The sequence below is a fragment of the Pseudomonas sp. NBRC 111140 genome (genome assembly GCF_001320885.1).
Classification (GTDB): Bacteria; Pseudomonadota; Gammaproteobacteria; order Pseudomonadales; family Pseudomonadaceae; genus Aquipseudomonas; species Aquipseudomonas putida_P.
In genome coordinates this window covers 22665-37709 of the sequence record NZ_BCBQ01000033.1, presented here as the reverse complement: position 1 = coordinate 37709, position 15045 = coordinate 22665, and the positions used below count along the sequence as shown (strand labels likewise).

13 protein-coding genes are annotated in these 15045 nt (G+C 62.2%); 8 read left to right on the top strand and 5 right to left on the bottom strand.

The features are described from left to right. The first annotated feature begins 190 nt into the window (after positions 1-190). From APH42_RS13200 to APH42_RS13170, 7 genes are all read left to right on the top strand, one after another. Positions 191-1597 carry a sensor histidine kinase gene (locus APH42_RS13200; protein ID WP_060493457.1) on the top strand — a complete coding sequence of 469 codons (1407 nt, stop codon included), beginning with the start codon at positions 191-193 and terminating at the stop codon, positions 1595-1597. A 12-nt stretch (positions 1598-1609) separates the two neighbouring features. Further along, positions 1610-2239, top strand: a complete 630-nt coding sequence (locus APH42_RS13195; protein WP_012272017.1) for a response regulator transcription factor — start codon at positions 1610-1612, stop codon at positions 2237-2239. A 135-nt stretch (positions 2240-2374) separates the two neighbouring features. Beyond that, a complete protein-coding gene (locus APH42_RS13190; RefSeq protein ID WP_012272018.1) occupies positions 2375-2848 on the top strand; it encodes a MarR family winged helix-turn-helix transcriptional regulator in 474 nt (157 codons plus the stop codon). Between the two features lie 30 nt (positions 2849-2878). Further along, complete coding sequence (locus tag APH42_RS13185; protein WP_060493456.1) at positions 2879-4066, top strand: HlyD family efflux transporter periplasmic adaptor subunit; 1188 nt, start codon at positions 2879-2881, stop codon at positions 4064-4066. Further along, positions 4063-5598 carry a DHA2 family efflux MFS transporter permease subunit gene (locus APH42_RS13180; RefSeq protein ID WP_012272020.1) on the top strand — a complete coding sequence of 512 codons (1536 nt, stop codon included), beginning with the start codon at positions 4063-4065 and terminating at the stop codon, positions 5596-5598. Before APH42_RS13185 ends, APH42_RS13180 begins: the two co-directional genes overlap by 4 nt. Before the next feature lie 394 nt (positions 5599-5992). Beyond that, positions 5993-6232 carry a hypothetical protein gene (locus APH42_RS13175; RefSeq protein WP_060493455.1) on the top strand — a complete coding sequence of 80 codons (240 nt, stop codon included), beginning with the start codon at positions 5993-5995 and terminating at the stop codon, positions 6230-6232. A 71-nt stretch (positions 6233-6303) separates the two neighbouring features. Next, on the top strand, positions 6304-7050 hold the full coding sequence (locus APH42_RS13170; RefSeq protein WP_012272022.1) for an SDR family oxidoreductase: 747 nt from the start codon (positions 6304-6306) through the stop codon (positions 7048-7050). A 9-nt stretch (positions 7051-7059) separates the two neighbouring features. Here the strand turns inward: APH42_RS13170 and APH42_RS13165 are convergent, their stop codons facing one another. The 5 genes from APH42_RS13165 to APH42_RS13145 form a co-directional block, all read right to left on the bottom strand. Next, the gene (locus APH42_RS13165) at positions 7060-9126 is read right to left on the bottom strand and encodes a PAS domain-containing protein (RefSeq protein ID WP_060493454.1); all 2067 of its coding nucleotides are present in this window, start codon (positions 9124-9126) and stop codon (positions 7060-7062) included. A gap of 64 nt (positions 9127-9190) precedes the next feature. Then, complete coding sequence (locus APH42_RS13160) at positions 9191-10846, bottom strand: PAS domain-containing sensor histidine kinase (protein WP_060493453.1); 1656 nt, start codon at positions 10844-10846, stop codon at positions 9191-9193. 57 nt (positions 10847-10903) lie between these two features. After that, positions 10904-12313 carry a GntR family transcriptional regulator MpaR gene (mapR, locus tag APH42_RS13155; protein WP_012272025.1) on the bottom strand — a complete coding sequence of 470 codons (1410 nt, stop codon included), beginning with the start codon at positions 12311-12313 and terminating at the stop codon, positions 10904-10906. Between the two features lie 50 nt (positions 12314-12363). Beyond that, positions 12364-13767: a cytochrome c oxidase accessory protein CcoG gene (gene ccoG / locus APH42_RS13150; protein WP_012272026.1), complete on the bottom strand. Its 1404-nt coding sequence runs from the start codon at positions 13765-13767 to the stop codon at positions 12364-12366. Positions 13768-13888: 121 nt separating this feature from the next. Then, the gene (locus APH42_RS13145) at positions 13889-14128 is read right to left on the bottom strand and encodes a DUF3203 family protein (protein ID WP_012272027.1); all 240 of its coding nucleotides are present in this window, start codon (positions 14126-14128) and stop codon (positions 13889-13891) included. 140 nt (positions 14129-14268) lie between these two features. Here APH42_RS13145 and APH42_RS13140 point away from each other — a divergent pair, with 140 nt between their 5' ends. Beyond that, a complete protein-coding gene (locus APH42_RS13140; protein WP_003247836.1) occupies positions 14269-14787 on the top strand; it encodes an MgtC/SapB family protein in 519 nt (172 codons plus the stop codon). Positions 14788-15045: the final 258 nt, after the last annotated feature.

Genomic DNA, 15045 nt, shown 5'->3' with positions numbered 1-15045 from the left:
TAATCCTGTAAGGGAGGCAGGCGCAGCCTGTGCGCTTGGCCCCCGATGGCTGATTGTTAGCTCTGTTCAGGGTGCAGGGAGGCGGACGGTGGGCCGCTCCCTCTGTCGCAGTTTTACGCGAGTCGCTATGGTAGTAGGAATATCGACTATAGCAATATAGTAAAACTACTATAACAATGAGCCGCCTATCGTGGATAACACTGCCTACCCCTTGCTCGCCAAAGACCCACAACCCAGCCTGTTGCTGGCCAGCGATGCCAGCCCGCTGGCGCTCAACCCAGCCCTGCAGGCCTGGGTTGCCGAAGGCCCGGCGCTGGTCCATTGGCTGCCGGCCAACTGTGCCGCCCTGGTGCGTGCCTGCCTGCGCCAGCATCGGGCGATCAGCGATGTCGAAGTGCAGGTCGGCGAGCGCATCGTGCTGTGGACGTTCATGCCGGATGACCAGGGCCAACAGGTGCTGGGCCGCTGTCGTGATGCCAGTGAAGAACGCCACGGCGCACGTGAAGCCAGCCGCGCCCGGCGCCTGTACCGGCTGATCATCGAAAACACCACCGACCTGATTTCCCGGCACAGCCCCGATGGCCGTTTTCTCGATGCTTCACCGGCAGCATTTCGCCTGCTCGGCCTGTGGCCCGAGCAACTGCGCGGCATGCCCGTGCACACCCTGCTGCACCCGCGTGAACGGCGCCAGGTACTGCGCCAGGCCGCTGCCGCGCTGGACCAGGACGGCTACCACACCATGACCTGCCGGGTGCGTCAGGCCGCTGGCGGCTACCGCTGGTTCGAAATCGCCAGCCGGGCGATCCGCGAGACCTACACCGGCGCGGTGGTTGAGGTGGTCAGTGTGTCCCGTGACATCACCTTGCGCATCGAAGCGCAGGAAAGCCTGGCACACAGTGCCCGCCTGGCCACCCTGGGCGAACTGGCTTCGGGCATTGCCCATGAGATCAACCAGCCGCTGGCTGCGGTGGTTAACTACGCCAACGCCAGCCAGCGTTACTTGCAGGGACTGGAGCGCGACCCGCAAGCCCGCGAGCGGGTAGGCCAGGGCCTGCAGCGCATCAGCGAGCAGGCCACCCATGCCGCCGAAGTGATCCGCCGCCTGCGCGCCTTTCTACGCAAGGGACCGCGACGCCTGCAGGCACTGGACGTGGCCGAGGTGGCCGGCGAAGCCATGCGCCTGTGCGCCTGGGAAGCCGCGCGTGACCAGGTGCAGGTCGAGCTGCGCATCAGCGCGCAACTGCCCTCGGTGTATGCCGACCGGGTGTTGCTTGAACAGGTGCTGCTCAACCTGTTGCGCAATGCCATCGATGCCAACCGCGAGCTGCACGGGGAAAAACCGTCACGTATCCTGCTCGGCGCCACCCGCGATGGCGAAGGTGTGCTCGTCGAGGTCGTCGACCAGGGCCCGGGCGTATCGCCCGAGTGCCTGGATGAAATCTTCACGCCGTTCACCACCAGCAAAGCCGACGGCCTGGGCCTGGGCTTGAGTATGAGCCGCAGCCTGATCGAAGGCTTTGGTGGCAACCTGTGGGCGCGGGCGGGTGTCGACGGCGGTTTGGTACTGTGCTGCCGGCTGGCGGTCAGCAGGGGTTAAGGAGAGGCTAGGGTGCAAGCGAAAGTGTATGTGGTCGATGACGACCAGGGTATGCGCGACTCGACGGTGTGGCTGCTGCAGTCGGTGGGCCTGCAAGCCTTGCCGTTTGCCAGCGGGCAGGCATTTCTCGACGCCTGCGTGAACGATGCGCCCGCGTGTGTGTTGTTGGACGTGCGCATGCCGGGGTTGGGCGGGTTGGCCGTGCAGCAGGCAATGCGTGAGCGTGGCCTGATGTTGCCGGTGATCTTCGTCAGCGGCCATGCCGATGTGCCGATCGTGGTGCGGGCGTTCAAGGCGGGTGCTTGCGACTTCATCGAAAAGCCCTACAACGACCAGTTGCTGCTCGACAGTGTGCAGGCCGCACTGGAGCACGCCGCGCGGGCACGCCAGGGCGACCAGGCGCTGGCCTTGGTGCAGGTGCGCATCGACGGCCTCACACCGCGTGAGCGTGACGTGTTCGTGCCACTGGTCCAAGGGTTGAGCAACCGCGAGATTGCTGAGCAGTTGGGCATCAGCGTGAAGACCGTGGACCTGTATCGGGGGCGGGTGATGAAACGCTTGCAGGCGGCTAGCCTGGCGGAGCTGGTAGGCATGGCGATTGCCTGCGGGGCGGTCGAGGCGTTGGGCCTGCAAGCGCGCTAGCCGCTTTTGCACGGCCCCTTGCTGGAGCGGCGTATCCCGTAGAAATCATGAAATTTTTCATAGCTAGCTAATCAAAGCTTTGACATTCACTGCCTAGGCAGTAATATTTTTACACAATTACCCGAGCAGTCTTCGATGGCCCATTTCTCTCCCGAAAACTTCCAGACCTGCGCCATCGGCATGTTGCTTGGCCGTGCGGCGATCCTGAAGGACCGCATTCTCGACTGGCACCTCGAATCAGAGGGCGTCACCGCCGCGCAGTTCAAGGTGTTGATCATCGTCACCCAGTACCAGGTGGATACCCCGGCCGAGTTGTGCCGCTACTTGGGCCTGGACAGCGGTTCGATGACCCGCATGCTCGACCGCCTCGAGCAGAAGGAGCTGATCGTGCGCAACCGTTGCGCCGACGACCGGCGCTTGGTGCGCCTGGCGCTCACGGCCGACGGCCAGCGTCTGGCCGACCGCCTGCCAGAAATAGGCGCCGCCGCGATGAACGAGTTGTGCGGCGTGCTGGCACCTGAAGAGCTCAAGACCCTGGAAGGCCTGCTGGCCAAGGTGCTGCTCGGTGCTGGCGACCCGTTGACGATCCGCCGTTTCGGCGACCGTTGAACCCTGTCACGAATTATCCAAGGTATTGTCATGGCCACTCCCGCAGACACCCCGACTCCCTCCGCCGAGCCCTCGCGCAAGCGCAAGGCCTGGCTGCTTGGCCTGCTGTTGCTGCTGATACTTGGTGGTATCGGCACGTGGGCCTGGTACAGCCTGGTCGGCCGCTGGCACGAAAGCACCGACGATGCCTACGTCAATGGCAACGTCGTGGAAATCACCCCACTGGTCACCGGCACTGTGACCGGCATCGGAGCCGATGACGGCGACCTGGTCCATGCCGGCCAGGTGTTGCTGCAATTCGACCCAGCCGACAGCGAGGTGGCCTTGCAGTCCGCCGAAGCCAAGCTGGCGCGCAGTGTGCGCCAGGTCCGCGGGCTGTACAGCAACGTCGACTCGCTCAAGGCCCAGCTGGAAACGCGCCAGGCCGAACTGCGCAAGGCGCAGCAGGACTTCAACCGGCGCAAGGTGCTGGCCGACAGCGGTGCGATTGCCGCAGAAGAGCTGTCCCATGCCCGCGACGACTTGAGCGTGGCCCAGGCCGCCGTCAACAGTGCACGCCAGCAACTCAGCACCAGCAGCGCGCTGGTCGACGACACCGTGGTGTCCTCGCACCCCGAGGTGATGGCTGCCGCAGCCGACTTGCGCCAGGCCTACCTCGACCACGCCCGCACCACCCTGGTTGCGCCGGTCACCGGCTATGTCGCCAAGCGCACCGTGCAGCTGGGCCAGCGCCTGCAGCCGGGCACCGCGACCATGGCGGTAATCCCGCTGGACCAGGTGTGGATCGACGCCAACTTCAAGGAAACCCAGCTGCGTGACATGCGCATTGGCCAGCCCGTGGAAATCAGCGCTGACCTGTACGGCAGCGAGGTCAAGTACAGCGGCACGGTCGACAGCCTTGGCGCGGGTACTGGCAGTGCCTTTGCCTTGCTGCCGGCGCAGAACGCCACCGGTAACTGGATCAAGATCGTCCAGCGTGTACCCGTGCGTATCCACCTCAGCCCCGACCAGCTCAAGGACCACCCGCTGCGGATCGGCCTGTCCACCGTGGTGGAAGTCGACCTGCACGACCAGAGCGGCCCGACCCTGGCCCAGCAGCCACCGCAGCAGGCCAGTTACACCACCCAGGTGTATGACCGCCAGCTGGTCGAAGCCGATAACCTGATTGCTCAGCTGATTCACGAAAACAGCGCTCCCGGCAAGACGGCGCAGCGATGAGCAACAACGCCGCTGCCCAGTTCACGCCGCCAAGCCTGCTGCTGACCACCATCGGCCTGTCGCTGGCGACGTTCATGCAGGTGCTCGACACCACCATCGCCAACGTGGCCTTGCCGACCATTTCCGGCAACCTGGGGGTGAGCTATGAGCAGGGTACCTGGGTTATCACTTCGTTCGCGGTGAGCAACGCCATCGCCTTGCCGTTGACTGGCTGGCTGAGCCGCCGCTTTGGTGAGGTGAAACTGTTCATCTGGGCCACACTGCTGTTCGTGCTGGCTTCGTTCCTGTGCGGTATCGCCCAGTCGATGCCCGAGCTGGTCGGGTTTCGTGTGCTGCAGGGTGTGGTCGCCGGGCCGTTGTACCCGATGACCCAGACGCTGCTGATTGCTGTTTATCCCCCGGCGAAACGGGGGATGGCCCTGGCATTACTGGCGATGGTCACGGTGGTGGCGCCGATTGCCGGGCCAATTCTGGGTGGCTGGATCACTGATAGCTACAGTTGGCCGTGGATCTTCTTCATCAACGTGCCGATCGGCCTGTTCGCTGCCGCGGTGGTGCGTCAGCAGATGCGTACGCGGCCGGTGGTCACCAGTCGTCAACCGATGGACTACATCGGCCTGCTCACGCTGATCATCGGCGTCGGCGCCTTGCAGGTGGTGTTGGATAAAGGCAACGACCTGGACTGGTTCGAGTCATCCTTCATCATCGTCGGCAGCCTGATCTCGGTGGTGTTTCTGGCGGTGTTCGTGATCTGGGAGCTGACCGACCGCCACCCGGTGGTCAATCTACGTTTGTTCGTGCATCGAAACTTCCGCGTCGGCACCATCGTGCTGGTCGGGGGGTATGCCGGGTTCTTCGGTATCAACCTGATCCTGCCGCAGTGGTTGCAGACGCAGATGGGCTACACCGCGACCTGGGCGGGCCTGGCGGTGGCGCCGATTGGCTTGCTGCCGGTGATCATGTCGCCTTTCGTGGGCAAGTATGCGCACCGGTTCGACTTGCGGGTGCTGGCGGGGCTGGCGTTCCTGGCGATCGGTACCAGTTGTTACATGCGCGCGGGGTTCACCAGTGAAGTGGACTTCCAGCATGTGGCCTTGGTGCAGTTGTTCATGGGTATTGGGGTGGCGTTGTTCTTCATGCCGACCTTGAGCATTCTGCTGTCCGACCTGCCGCCGCACCAGATTGCCGATGGTTCTGGGCTGGCGACGTTCCTGCGCACCTTGGGCGGGAGTTTTGCGGCTTCGTTGACGACGTGGATCTGGATTCGGCGGGCGGACCAGCATCATGCCTACCTGAGCGAGAACATCAGCCAGTTCGACCCGGCGACGCGGCATACACTTGAGCAGTTGGGTGGGGCCAGCCCGCAGAGCTATGCGCAACTGGAGCAGATACTCAATGGGCAGGCTTACATGATGTCCACGGTGGACTACTTCACTTTGATGACCTGGGTGTTTGCTGGGTTGATTCTGTTGGTGTGGTTTGCCAAGCCACCGTTTACGGCCAAGGCGGGGCCGGCGTCGGCTGGGCATTGAGCACGTACACGATTAGATTCAAACGCTCTTGCTCTTGCTCTTGCTCTTGCTCTTGCTCTTGCTTCGGCGTTTGCTTCTAAGCGCGTGATAGTCCAGGCGACGATCTGCGTGAATGAATGTTTACTCGGTGTGAAGGCCCACATCCAAGAAGCAAGAAGCAGAGTTTGTCTGTTTTGACCCGGCGCACAGTCCGTTTGCGATGGCGACACTGACTCACCTTTTCGCCCTTACGGCGAGTCACTTTTTGTCAAACGCGACAAAAAGTAACCAAAAAACGCTGCGCTCCCATCATCCGGCCCCTACGCTGCGCTCCGGGGTCCCCTCACTCCGGCCTTGCTCCCGGGAGGACCGCGCTGCAGGCCCCATCCTGGGGCCCAGCGCTTGACGGGCATCCATGCCCGTCACCTCCCTCCGCAAGGCCTACGTTCGGCCTCCTGAAGTCGCGAAGATCAAGATCAAGATCAAGATCAAGATCAAGATCAAGATCAAGATCAAGATCAAGATCAAGATCAAGATCAAGAGCAAGATCAAGATCAAGAGCAAGAGCAAGAGCAAGAGCAAGAGCAAGAGCAAGAGCAAGAGCAAGAGCAAGATCAAGAGCCGGAGTGGGGTGGGAACCGGAGGTGGGAGCTGACCTTGGTCATTCCCCTACGTCGCCTTTTCGCCTATTGTCGATCCTCCCTTCCCCAAACGATTGGCACATTCATGGAGAACGTCATCGTCATCACCGGCGGCAGCCGCGGTATCGGCGCCGCCACGGCGTTGCTGGCCGCCCGTCACGGCTACCGCATCTGCATCAATTACCACACCGACGACCAAGCTGCGCAAAACATCCTCGGCCAGGTACGCGCCCTGGGCGCCGAGGCCATTGCCGTGCGCGCCGACGCCAGCGTCGAGGATGAAATCATCCAACTGTTCCAGCGCGTCGACGAAGAACTCGGCCCGGTCACCGCATTGGTCAACAACGCCGGTACCATCGGCCAGCAAAGCCGCGTCGAGGAAATGTCCGAGTTCCGCCTGCTCAAGATCATGAAGACCAACGTCGTCGGCCCCATGCTCTGCGCCAAGCACGCCTTGCTGCGCATGGCGCACCGGCATGGCGGGCAGGGCGGGGCCATCGTCAACGTGTCGTCGATGGCCGCACGGCTTGGTTCACCCAATGAATATGTCGACTATGCAGCCTCCAAGGGCGCGCTCGATACCTTCACCATCGGCCTGGCCAAAGAGGTGGCAGGCGAGGGCGTACGGGTCAATGGCGTACGACCGGGCTATATCCACACCGGTTTCCATGCGCTGTCCGGTGACCCGGATCGCGTCAGCAAGCTCGAACCCGGCTTGCCCATGGGCCGCGGTGGACGCCCCGAGGAAGTGGCCGAGGCCATCCTCTGGCTGCTCTCGGACAAAGCATCCTATTCCACCGGTAGTTTCATCGACCTGAGCGGAGGGCGCTGAACGCGCCCGTCAATCCTCCAGCAGTTCTCGTACCCGCTCGGCCAGCACTTCCAGCTCGAACGGCTTGGTCAGCACCAATGTACCTTGCAGCAACTGGCCGTCGCTGAGCGCCGCGCTTTCGTCGTAGCCAGTGATGAACAACACTTTGATGTCTGGGTAGCGCTCACGGCAGCGTTCGGCCACCTGGCGACCATTCAGGCCGCCCGGCAGGCCGATATCACTCAGCAGCAGGTCTGGCCGTTCGCCACGTTGCAGGTGCGCGAGGGCAGTCGGGCCATTCTCGAAAGCGTCCACTTGGTAGCCCAGCTCCTCCAGCACTTCGCCGACCACCATGCGCAAGGCCGCCTGGTCCTCGATCAGCAGGATTCGCCGTGCCGCCGTGCTGCTTTTTTCAAGTCGCGTGTCGCGGGCCTTGGGCGCTGGGGCTTTGGGTTGCTCATGGTGTCGTGGGAACAGCAGCTCGATTCGTGTACCTTCACCAAGTACGGACAACACGCGCAATTGCCCTCCCGATTGGCGCACGAAGCCGTAAGTCATCGACAACCCCAGGCCGGTGCCCTGGCCGATAGGTTTTGTGGTGAAAAACGGGTCGACTGCGCGCTCCGCCACTTCGGCCGACATGCCTTTACCGTTGTCGACGATGCTTAGCCGCACGTACTCGCCGGCAGGTATCTCCAATGCCTGGGCCTGCGCTTCGTCAATTTGCAGGTTGTCGCCGATGATGTCGATCAAACCACCCGCAGGCATGGCGTCGCGGGCGTTGATGCAAATGTTGAGCAGGGCACTTTCCAGTTGTGGCGGGTCGATGAAGGTCGGCCACAGCTGGCTGGCGAACTGGCTGTTCAGGGTAATTTCCGGGCCTATGGTGCGGCGCAGCAACTCTTCCATGCCGGCCACCAATGTGGCCACCTGCGTGGAGCAGGGTTGCAGGGTCTGCTGGCGGGAGAACGCCAGCAGCCGGTGCACCAGCGAAGAGGCCAGCTGCGCCGAGCCGCTGGACAGCTCCAGCAACGGCTCCAGGGCGTCGAAGCGTGATTGGTCCAGGCGTTGGCGCATCAGTTCCTGAGCGCCGAGTATGCCGCCCAGCAAGTTGTTGAAGTCGTGGGCGATGCCGCCGCTGAGCTGGCCCACGGCTTCCATCTTCTGCGCTTGACGAAGGGCTTCTTCGGCCTTGGCCAAGCGATCCTGCTCTTGCACCCGCTCAGTGATGTCGTAGGCGAACAGAAAGGCCCCTTGTATTTCTCCTTCATGGTCGCGCAGGGCGTTGAAGCGCAGCTCGTAATGGCGCGCCAGGGGCTCCTTGCCGAAGGTGCCGACTTCTACGAACTGCTCACCCGCCAGGGCGCGCTTCCACAAGGTCAGGTTCAGCGCCTGACCGTGAAGCCCATCATCTATCAGATCTGTCAGGCAATCGCCGATTTCCGGGGTTTTCCCAAACAGCAGCTGGAAATCAAGCTTGGCCTGGCGGTTGATGGCCAGCCAGCGCATGTCGTTGTCGAGCACATGCACATTGACCACACTGTGGTCGACCAACTCTGCAAACAAGCGTCGCTCTGCCAGTGCCGTGTTCACGCGTTGCTCGAGCTCTTCGTTCAGGCGCTGCAGGGCTTGCTCCGCACGCCGGCGTTCGGTCACGTCCTTGAACAACACGGCTACCTGACGCTTTTCGGCTGGCTCTACGCGAAAAGTGGTTACTGATAGCACATGGCCGGTGGCGACCAGCTCCTGCTCGAAGTGCAGGGGGTCGCCGGTACGAAGTACAGCGCCATAGCGCGCCACCCAGTCATCGGCCTCGTCAGGCACCATCTCGCGCAGCTTCTGCCCGACCACGTTGGGAATACCAGCGTGCTTGGCGTAGGCCGCGTTGGCCAGCACATGCACATAGTCACTCAACGGACCGTGCGGGCCGTCGAAGAATTCGATGATGCAAAAGCCTTCGTCCATGGTGTCGAACAACGACCGGTAAAAGCCCTGATCATGGTCTTGAAGGCTGGCAAGACGTGCTTCCAATAGTGCGTTCTGCCGTTGCAGAGCTTCGACTTGTTGACGCAGGGAGAGCAGGTCGCGGGAGGGCATGCCGTTGTCCGACAAAAAGAGGAGAAGCAAACTTTAACGTGTTCACCTGCTGGCGGATAGACGATCAGCGTTGCGGCGGCGCAATACCCAGCAAGCGGTTTACCCGACTGCAGAAGCTCTGCAGGTCGAACGGTTTGGACAGCAGCTCGGTGCGGCTGTCGGGACGGGTACTGGGCGGGAGCTCGGCAGCGTCATGGCCGGTGATCAGCAATACCGGGGCGTTGGCCTGAAACCCTTGAAACGCCTCTGCCAGCTGATAACCGTCGATACCTCCGGGTAGGCCGACATCTGTGATGAGCAAGTCCGGTAGCGGGCCCGCATGCAGCGCCTCAAGTGCCGGGCGGCCAACGTCGAAAGCCTGTACTTCATGGCCAAGTTCAGTCAGTACTTCGACGAGCACCAAGCGCATGGCGGACTGGTCCTCCACTAGCATGACCCGCTGCACACGGGGGGCGGAAAGCACAACACAGGTTGTGGCTGGCACAGGTGGGTTGTCGGCACTGATGTACTCTTCCTGAGGAAAATACAGGTGAATGCACGTGCCTTGCCCAGCCACGCTTTCGATCTGCAACTGCCCGCCGGACTGGCGGACGAAGCCATAGACCATGGACAGCCCCAGGCCGGTACCTTGTCCGAGCGGTTTGGTGGTGAAGAAGGGTTCAAGGGCTCGCTGCATCACTTCGTTGGACATGCCCATGCCGGTATCGGTGACGCGAATGTGCAAATACCGCCCTGCGGGCAGGTCCAGTTGCCCGGCCTCGGCCACAGCAAGGTCACTGTTTGCACACGAGATGCTGAGGATACCGCCCAAGGGCATGGCATCTCGGGCATTGATGCACAGGTTCAGCAAGGCATTTTCCAGTTGCTGCGGATCGATGCGAATCTGCCACAGTCCGGCCAATGTCTGGTCGTGGAAATCAATGTGAGGACCGGTAGAACTGGCGATCAAGTCTTGCATACCGGCAACCAAGCACTGCACATCGATGGGTTGCGGCATCAGCGTTTGCTGGCGCGAGAAGGCCAGTAGGCGCTGTACCTGCGTGGCGGCGCGTATCGTGGTGTTGCGGCAAAGTTCCAGCATGCGCGCGGTGTCGGCGTGGCGTTGTTCGCGCAAGCGCTGCTCGGCCAGTTCCAGCGCACCTAGCAGGCTGCCCAGCAGGTTATTGAAGTCGTGGGCAATACCACCGGTCAACTGGCCGACCGCTTCCATTTTTTGCGACTGACGCAACGCTTCCTCGGCCTGGCGCAGGCGTTGCTGTTCGGCCGTGCGCTCGGTGATGTCATAGGCGAACATGTAGCCGCCCTGGATGCGTTGCTGAATATCGAGCAACGGGTGGCAACGGATTTCGTAATGGCGTGGTGCGTCAACGGGCCCGAGGGTGATGGTGTCGATGAACGCTTCGCCGGCCATTACGCGCGGCCATACTGGGGCCAGACGGTCCATGATGTCGGGTTGGTTGGTCAGAAACTGCGATACGTGGTCGCCAATCTGCGGTACGAAACCTCGGTAACGTTCGAAGGTTTCGCGTGCCGTACGGTTGATGGCCACCAGGCGCATCTTGCGGTCGGCAGCGAATACATTGGCCAGGCTGCTGTCGAGCAGTTCGCCCAGCAGCTTGATGTGTGCTTGTGAGGTGTCTTCGCGCTCTGCCAGGCGCGCCTCCAGCTCTGCGACACGCGCTTGCAACTGGATAATCGACGGAGGCGCGTCTGGTTGCATGGCGAGGGCCCGATGAACGGATCGAGCAACTATAGTCGCCCCTCGGGCCGGTCGCTATCAAAACGAGCGAATGATCCGCCCAAGGGTTTCCATGGCCCGCTCGGCACCGTCGTGCCAGGGGCTGCCGTAGTTCAGGCGGATGCAGTTGCCGAAGCGCCGGGTGGGTGAAAAGATTGGCCCGGGAGCGATACTGATCCCTTGCGCCAAGGCCATGTGGAACAGCTTGAGGGCGTCCATTTGCTCGGGCAGTTCCAGCCATAGGAAGTAGCCGCCAGAGGGCTGGCTGACCCGCGTCTGCGCCGGGAAGTGGCGCGCGATGGCCGCCAGCATGTTGGCCTGCTGGCCTTCCAGGGCGTAGCGCAGTTTGCGCAGGTGGCGGTCGTAGCCGCCGTGTTGCAGGTAGTCGGCGATGGCCGCCTGGGCCGGCATCGAGGCACACAACGAAGTCATCAGTTTCAGCCGCTCGATCTTCTGCGCAAAGCGCCCGGCGGCCACCCAGCCAATGCGATAGCCCGGTGCCAGGCTTTTGGCGAACGAACCGCAGTGCATGACCAGGCCTTGGGTGTCGAAAGCCTTGGCTGGCTTGGGCGCCTGTTGCGAGTAGTACAGCTCGGCATAGACGTCGTCTTCGATCAACGGCACCTGATGGCGTGTCAGCAACTCAACCAAAGCCTGCTTCTTGGCTTCTGGCATGCTCGCACCCACCGGGTTCTGGAAGTTGGTCATGCACCACACGGCTTTAACCGGGTGCTTCTCCAGGGTTTGCGCAAGTACCCCCAGGTCCATGCCCTCGCGCGGGTGAACCGGAATCTCCACGGCCTTGAGCTTGAGCCGCTCCAGCACCTGCAGGCAGGCATAGAAGGCGGGGGCTTCGATCGCGACCAGGTCACCCGGCTGGGTCACTGCCTGCAGGCACAGGTTCAAGGCTTCCAGCGCACCGTTGGTGATCAGCAGCTCTTCCATGGGCAACATCAGCCCGCCGACCATGTAACGCAGTGCGATTTGCCGGCGCAGCTGCGGGTTGCCCGGCGACAGGTCAGTCACCACCATGCGCGGGTCCATGCTGCGGCTGGCGCTGGCCAGCGAGCGCGACAAGCGTTGCAGGGGGAACAGCTCGGGGCTGGGGAAGGCCGAGCCGAACGGTATGGTGTTGGGGTCTTTGATCGAGTCGAGGATGGAGAACACCAACGCGCTGACGTCCACGTCGGTAGACTCGCTGACCGGCTGCAGCGCCTGCGGCTCGCTGAACTGGCGCGGAGCGTGGGCGTTGACGAAATACCCGGAGCGCGGCCGGGCGCGAATCAACCCGCGCCGCTCCAGCAGGTAATAGGCCTGGAACACAGTAGACGGGCTGACCCCGTGGGTCTGGCTGGCGTAGCGCACCGAAGGCACGCGCTGGCCGGGGCCCAGCACCCCGGAGCGAATCAGTTCGGCAATGTCGTCGGCGAAGCGTTCGTAGCGTTTCATTCTGGCCTTCTGTCGAAGCCTGGCAGGCAAGGTGGCGTCAGTGTAAGGGATCAACGGTTCATGGGGGCGACGAAGCGACTGTGCGCCACGCTACGGATAGCGGGGTCGTCACGTTCGCTGATTTCAAAACTCAGCGTCTGCGAGCTGCTGGTCGGGCGTTCGGCGAGCATCGCCACCGACACCGGCAATTCGCTCATTTCACCCGCAGGGATGACCAATGCGGTGTTGCCCTGCAAGGCAAAGCCGTCGGCGTCCACCAGGCGCAGCTCATAATGCTGGGTACGTTCGGTCTTGTTGATGACCTTGAGCAGGTAGATGTTCTCGATCTGGCCCAGGGCGTTTTCACGGAACAGGCCGCGGTCCTTGATCACATCCAGCGACACCATCGGGCGCAACTGCAAGGCCACCACCAGCGCCCCGATCATCACCACCAGTGCAGCGGCGTAGCCCAGCAGGCGCGGGCGTAGCCAGTGAGTGGTACCGCCTTGCAGGCTGTGCTCGGACTTGTAGCCAATCAGGCCGCGGGCGTAACCCATCTTGTCCATCACCCCGTCACAGGCGTCTATGCACGCGGCGCAACCGATGCAGGCCATCTGCAAGCCATCGCGAATGTCGATGCCGGTGGGGCACACCTGCACGCACAAGGTGCAATCGATGCAGTCGCCCAAGCCCTGAGCTTGAACGTCACTGCCTTTCTTGCGGGGGCCACGGGTTTCGCCACGACGCGGGTCATAGGCGACTGCCAGGGTGTCCTTGTCGAACATCACGCTCTGAAAGCGCGCATACGGGCACATATGCAGGCACACGGCATCGCGCAGCAGGCCGGCGTTGATGTAGGTGGCGGCCGTGAAGAACAGAACCCAGAACAACGCCACGCCACCCAGTTGCAGGGTGAACAGCTCTGCAGCCAGTGGCCGGATCGGGGTGAAGTAACCGACGAAGGTCAGCCCGGTGACTACGCCAATGGCCAGCCACAGGCTGTGCTTGAGCGTGCGGCGCGCCAGTTTGTTCAGGCTCCAGGGCGCGGCGGCCAGCTTGATGCGTTGGTTACGGTCACCCTCGGTCACCTTTTCGCACCACATGAACAGCCAGGTCCAGGTACTTTGTGGGCAGCTGTAACCGCACCATACCCGCCCGGCATAGACGGTGATGGCAAACAAGCCAAAGGCGCAGATGATCAGCAGCGCTGACAGCAGGATGAAGTCCTGTGGCCAGAACGTGGCGCCGAAGATATGGAATTTACTGTTGCCCAGGTCCCACAGCACGGCCTGGCGGCCGTTCCAGTTCAGCCAGGCGGTGCCGAAGAACAGCACGAACAGGGCGCCGGCAAAGCCGATGCGCAGGTTGCGGTACAGCCCGGTGAAGCTGCGGGTATGGATGCCGCTGTCGGTGCGTCGCGGTTGGGGGCTGGCTGGGGCGGTGGCGATCTCTGTAAAAGGGATTCTATCGTTCATGGCTCGGTGCTCATCAGGCCTCGATCAGGCATGAGCACTATGGCCTTGAACCTGTTATCAGCACAGGTTCAGGTTTTGCGATAAAAACCATATCAGATTTACCGCTTGGCCCCGCCAGGCCTTAGATTACCGAGCCTGGCACGCTAGCCTTCAGATGCCTGCGGCTATCCACCGCACCCGCCACGGTGAGTGCGTCGGCCTCGGCTTCAGTGATCGGCACACGCTGGCCCGCAAGCAGGGCCACCGACATATGCAACTGTTCGTCGGTGATGATTTCGATATCAGGGCCTTCACCTTCGATGCGCAGGTCTTCGCCGATCAGTGTGCAACGGCGCGTGGTTTCGTCGACTTCAATGGGCATGGGGTGGTCCTCCTGGGGGTGGTTACAGGGTGGACCGCGGTTTGGGGCTGGTTGCTGCATCGGCAGGCTGAGCGGCACTTTGCCCTGTGTGCAGAGGTCAACCATGCAAGCACGATGTTCAGGCAGGGGGCACCACCGCGATGGACGTCATCTGGCAAGCAATCCAGGCCGAGTTCGCCGATGTCACCGATGAGCGCGAGGTTACACAAATCCTTGTGCGCCTGCTGATGGCTGCGGTACTTGGCGCCGTGCTGGGATTCGAGCGTGAACACAAAGGCAAGTCTGCCGGGGTGCGTACCCATATGCTGGTCTCGCTGGGGGCCGCCTTGTTCGTGCTGGCACCCAGTATGGCCGGGGCTGACGAGCAAGCGTTGAGCCGGGTGATCCAGGGCATCGTCGCCGGGATCGGCTTTCTGGGGGCGGGCACCATCCTCAAGGGTAACGGCCAGGACACCAGCCATGTGAAAGGCCTGACTACTGCTGCCGGGTTGTGGATGACAGCAGCCATCGGTACAGCAGCTGGCATGGGCCGCGAAGCCACGGCACTGATCAGCACGGTACTGGCCCTGTTGGTACTGGGCACGATGCCGTTACTGGTAGAGAAGGTCGAAGGGCAGGATGAGGAGAAGCAGAAGGAGGAAGAGGGCAGGAAGCACTGAGGGGAGCCGAAGCTCCCCTCAAAGCGTTGTTGCCTGCTCTTTTTTTATTATTGGGACCGGCCTATTGTTGTTTTTGTCGGCTTGTCCTGGTGTTGCGGGCGACCCCCATGCGGGGTCAAGAGCAAACGTATTTTTTTGAGCGCTGACCTGCTTTCATCATGGCTGATCCGAACCTGGCTGCTGCTACCTTGAGGTAGTTTTATTGTTCTGTGCCAGACCGCGGGGCGTACCCCTGAAAAGCGTGTCGACTCCAAAAAA

Excerpts from the sequence above, each read along its gene's own strand:
- APH42_RS13190 (WP_012272018.1), top strand. The coding sequence starts at position 2,375 with ATGGCCCATTTCTCTCCCGAAAACTTCCAGACCTGCGCCATCGGCATG.
- APH42_RS13185 (WP_060493456.1), top strand. The coding sequence starts at position 2,879 with ATGGCCACTCCCGCAGACACCCCGACTCCCTCCGCCGAGCCCTCGCGC.
- APH42_RS13180 (WP_012272020.1), top strand. The coding sequence starts at position 4,063 with ATGAGCAACAACGCCGCTGCCCAGTTCACGCCGCCAAGCCTGCTGCTG.
- APH42_RS13175 (WP_060493455.1), top strand. The coding sequence starts at position 5,993 with ATGCCCGTCACCTCCCTCCGCAAGGCCTACGTTCGGCCTCCTGAAGTC.
- APH42_RS13170 (WP_012272022.1), top strand. The coding sequence starts at position 6,304 with ATGGAGAACGTCATCGTCATCACCGGCGGCAGCCGCGGTATCGGCGCC.
- APH42_RS13165 (WP_060493454.1), bottom strand. The coding sequence starts at position 9,126 with ATGCCCTCCCGCGACCTGCTCTCCCTGCGTCAACAAGTCGAAGCTCTG.
- APH42_RS13160 (WP_060493453.1), bottom strand. The coding sequence starts at position 10,846 with ATGCAACCAGACGCGCCTCCGTCGATTATCCAGTTGCAAGCGCGTGTC.
- mapR (WP_012272025.1), bottom strand. The coding sequence starts at position 12,313 with ATGAAACGCTACGAACGCTTCGCCGACGACATTGCCGAACTGATTCGC.
- ccoG (WP_012272026.1), bottom strand. The coding sequence starts at position 13,767 with ATGAACGATAGAATCCCTTTTACAGAGATCGCCACCGCCCCAGCCAGC.
- APH42_RS13145 (WP_012272027.1), bottom strand. The coding sequence starts at position 14,128 with ATGCCCATTGAAGTCGACGAAACCACGCGCCGTTGCACACTGATCGGC.
- APH42_RS13140 (WP_003247836.1), top strand. The coding sequence starts at position 14,269 with ATGGACGTCATCTGGCAAGCAATCCAGGCCGAGTTCGCCGATGTCACC.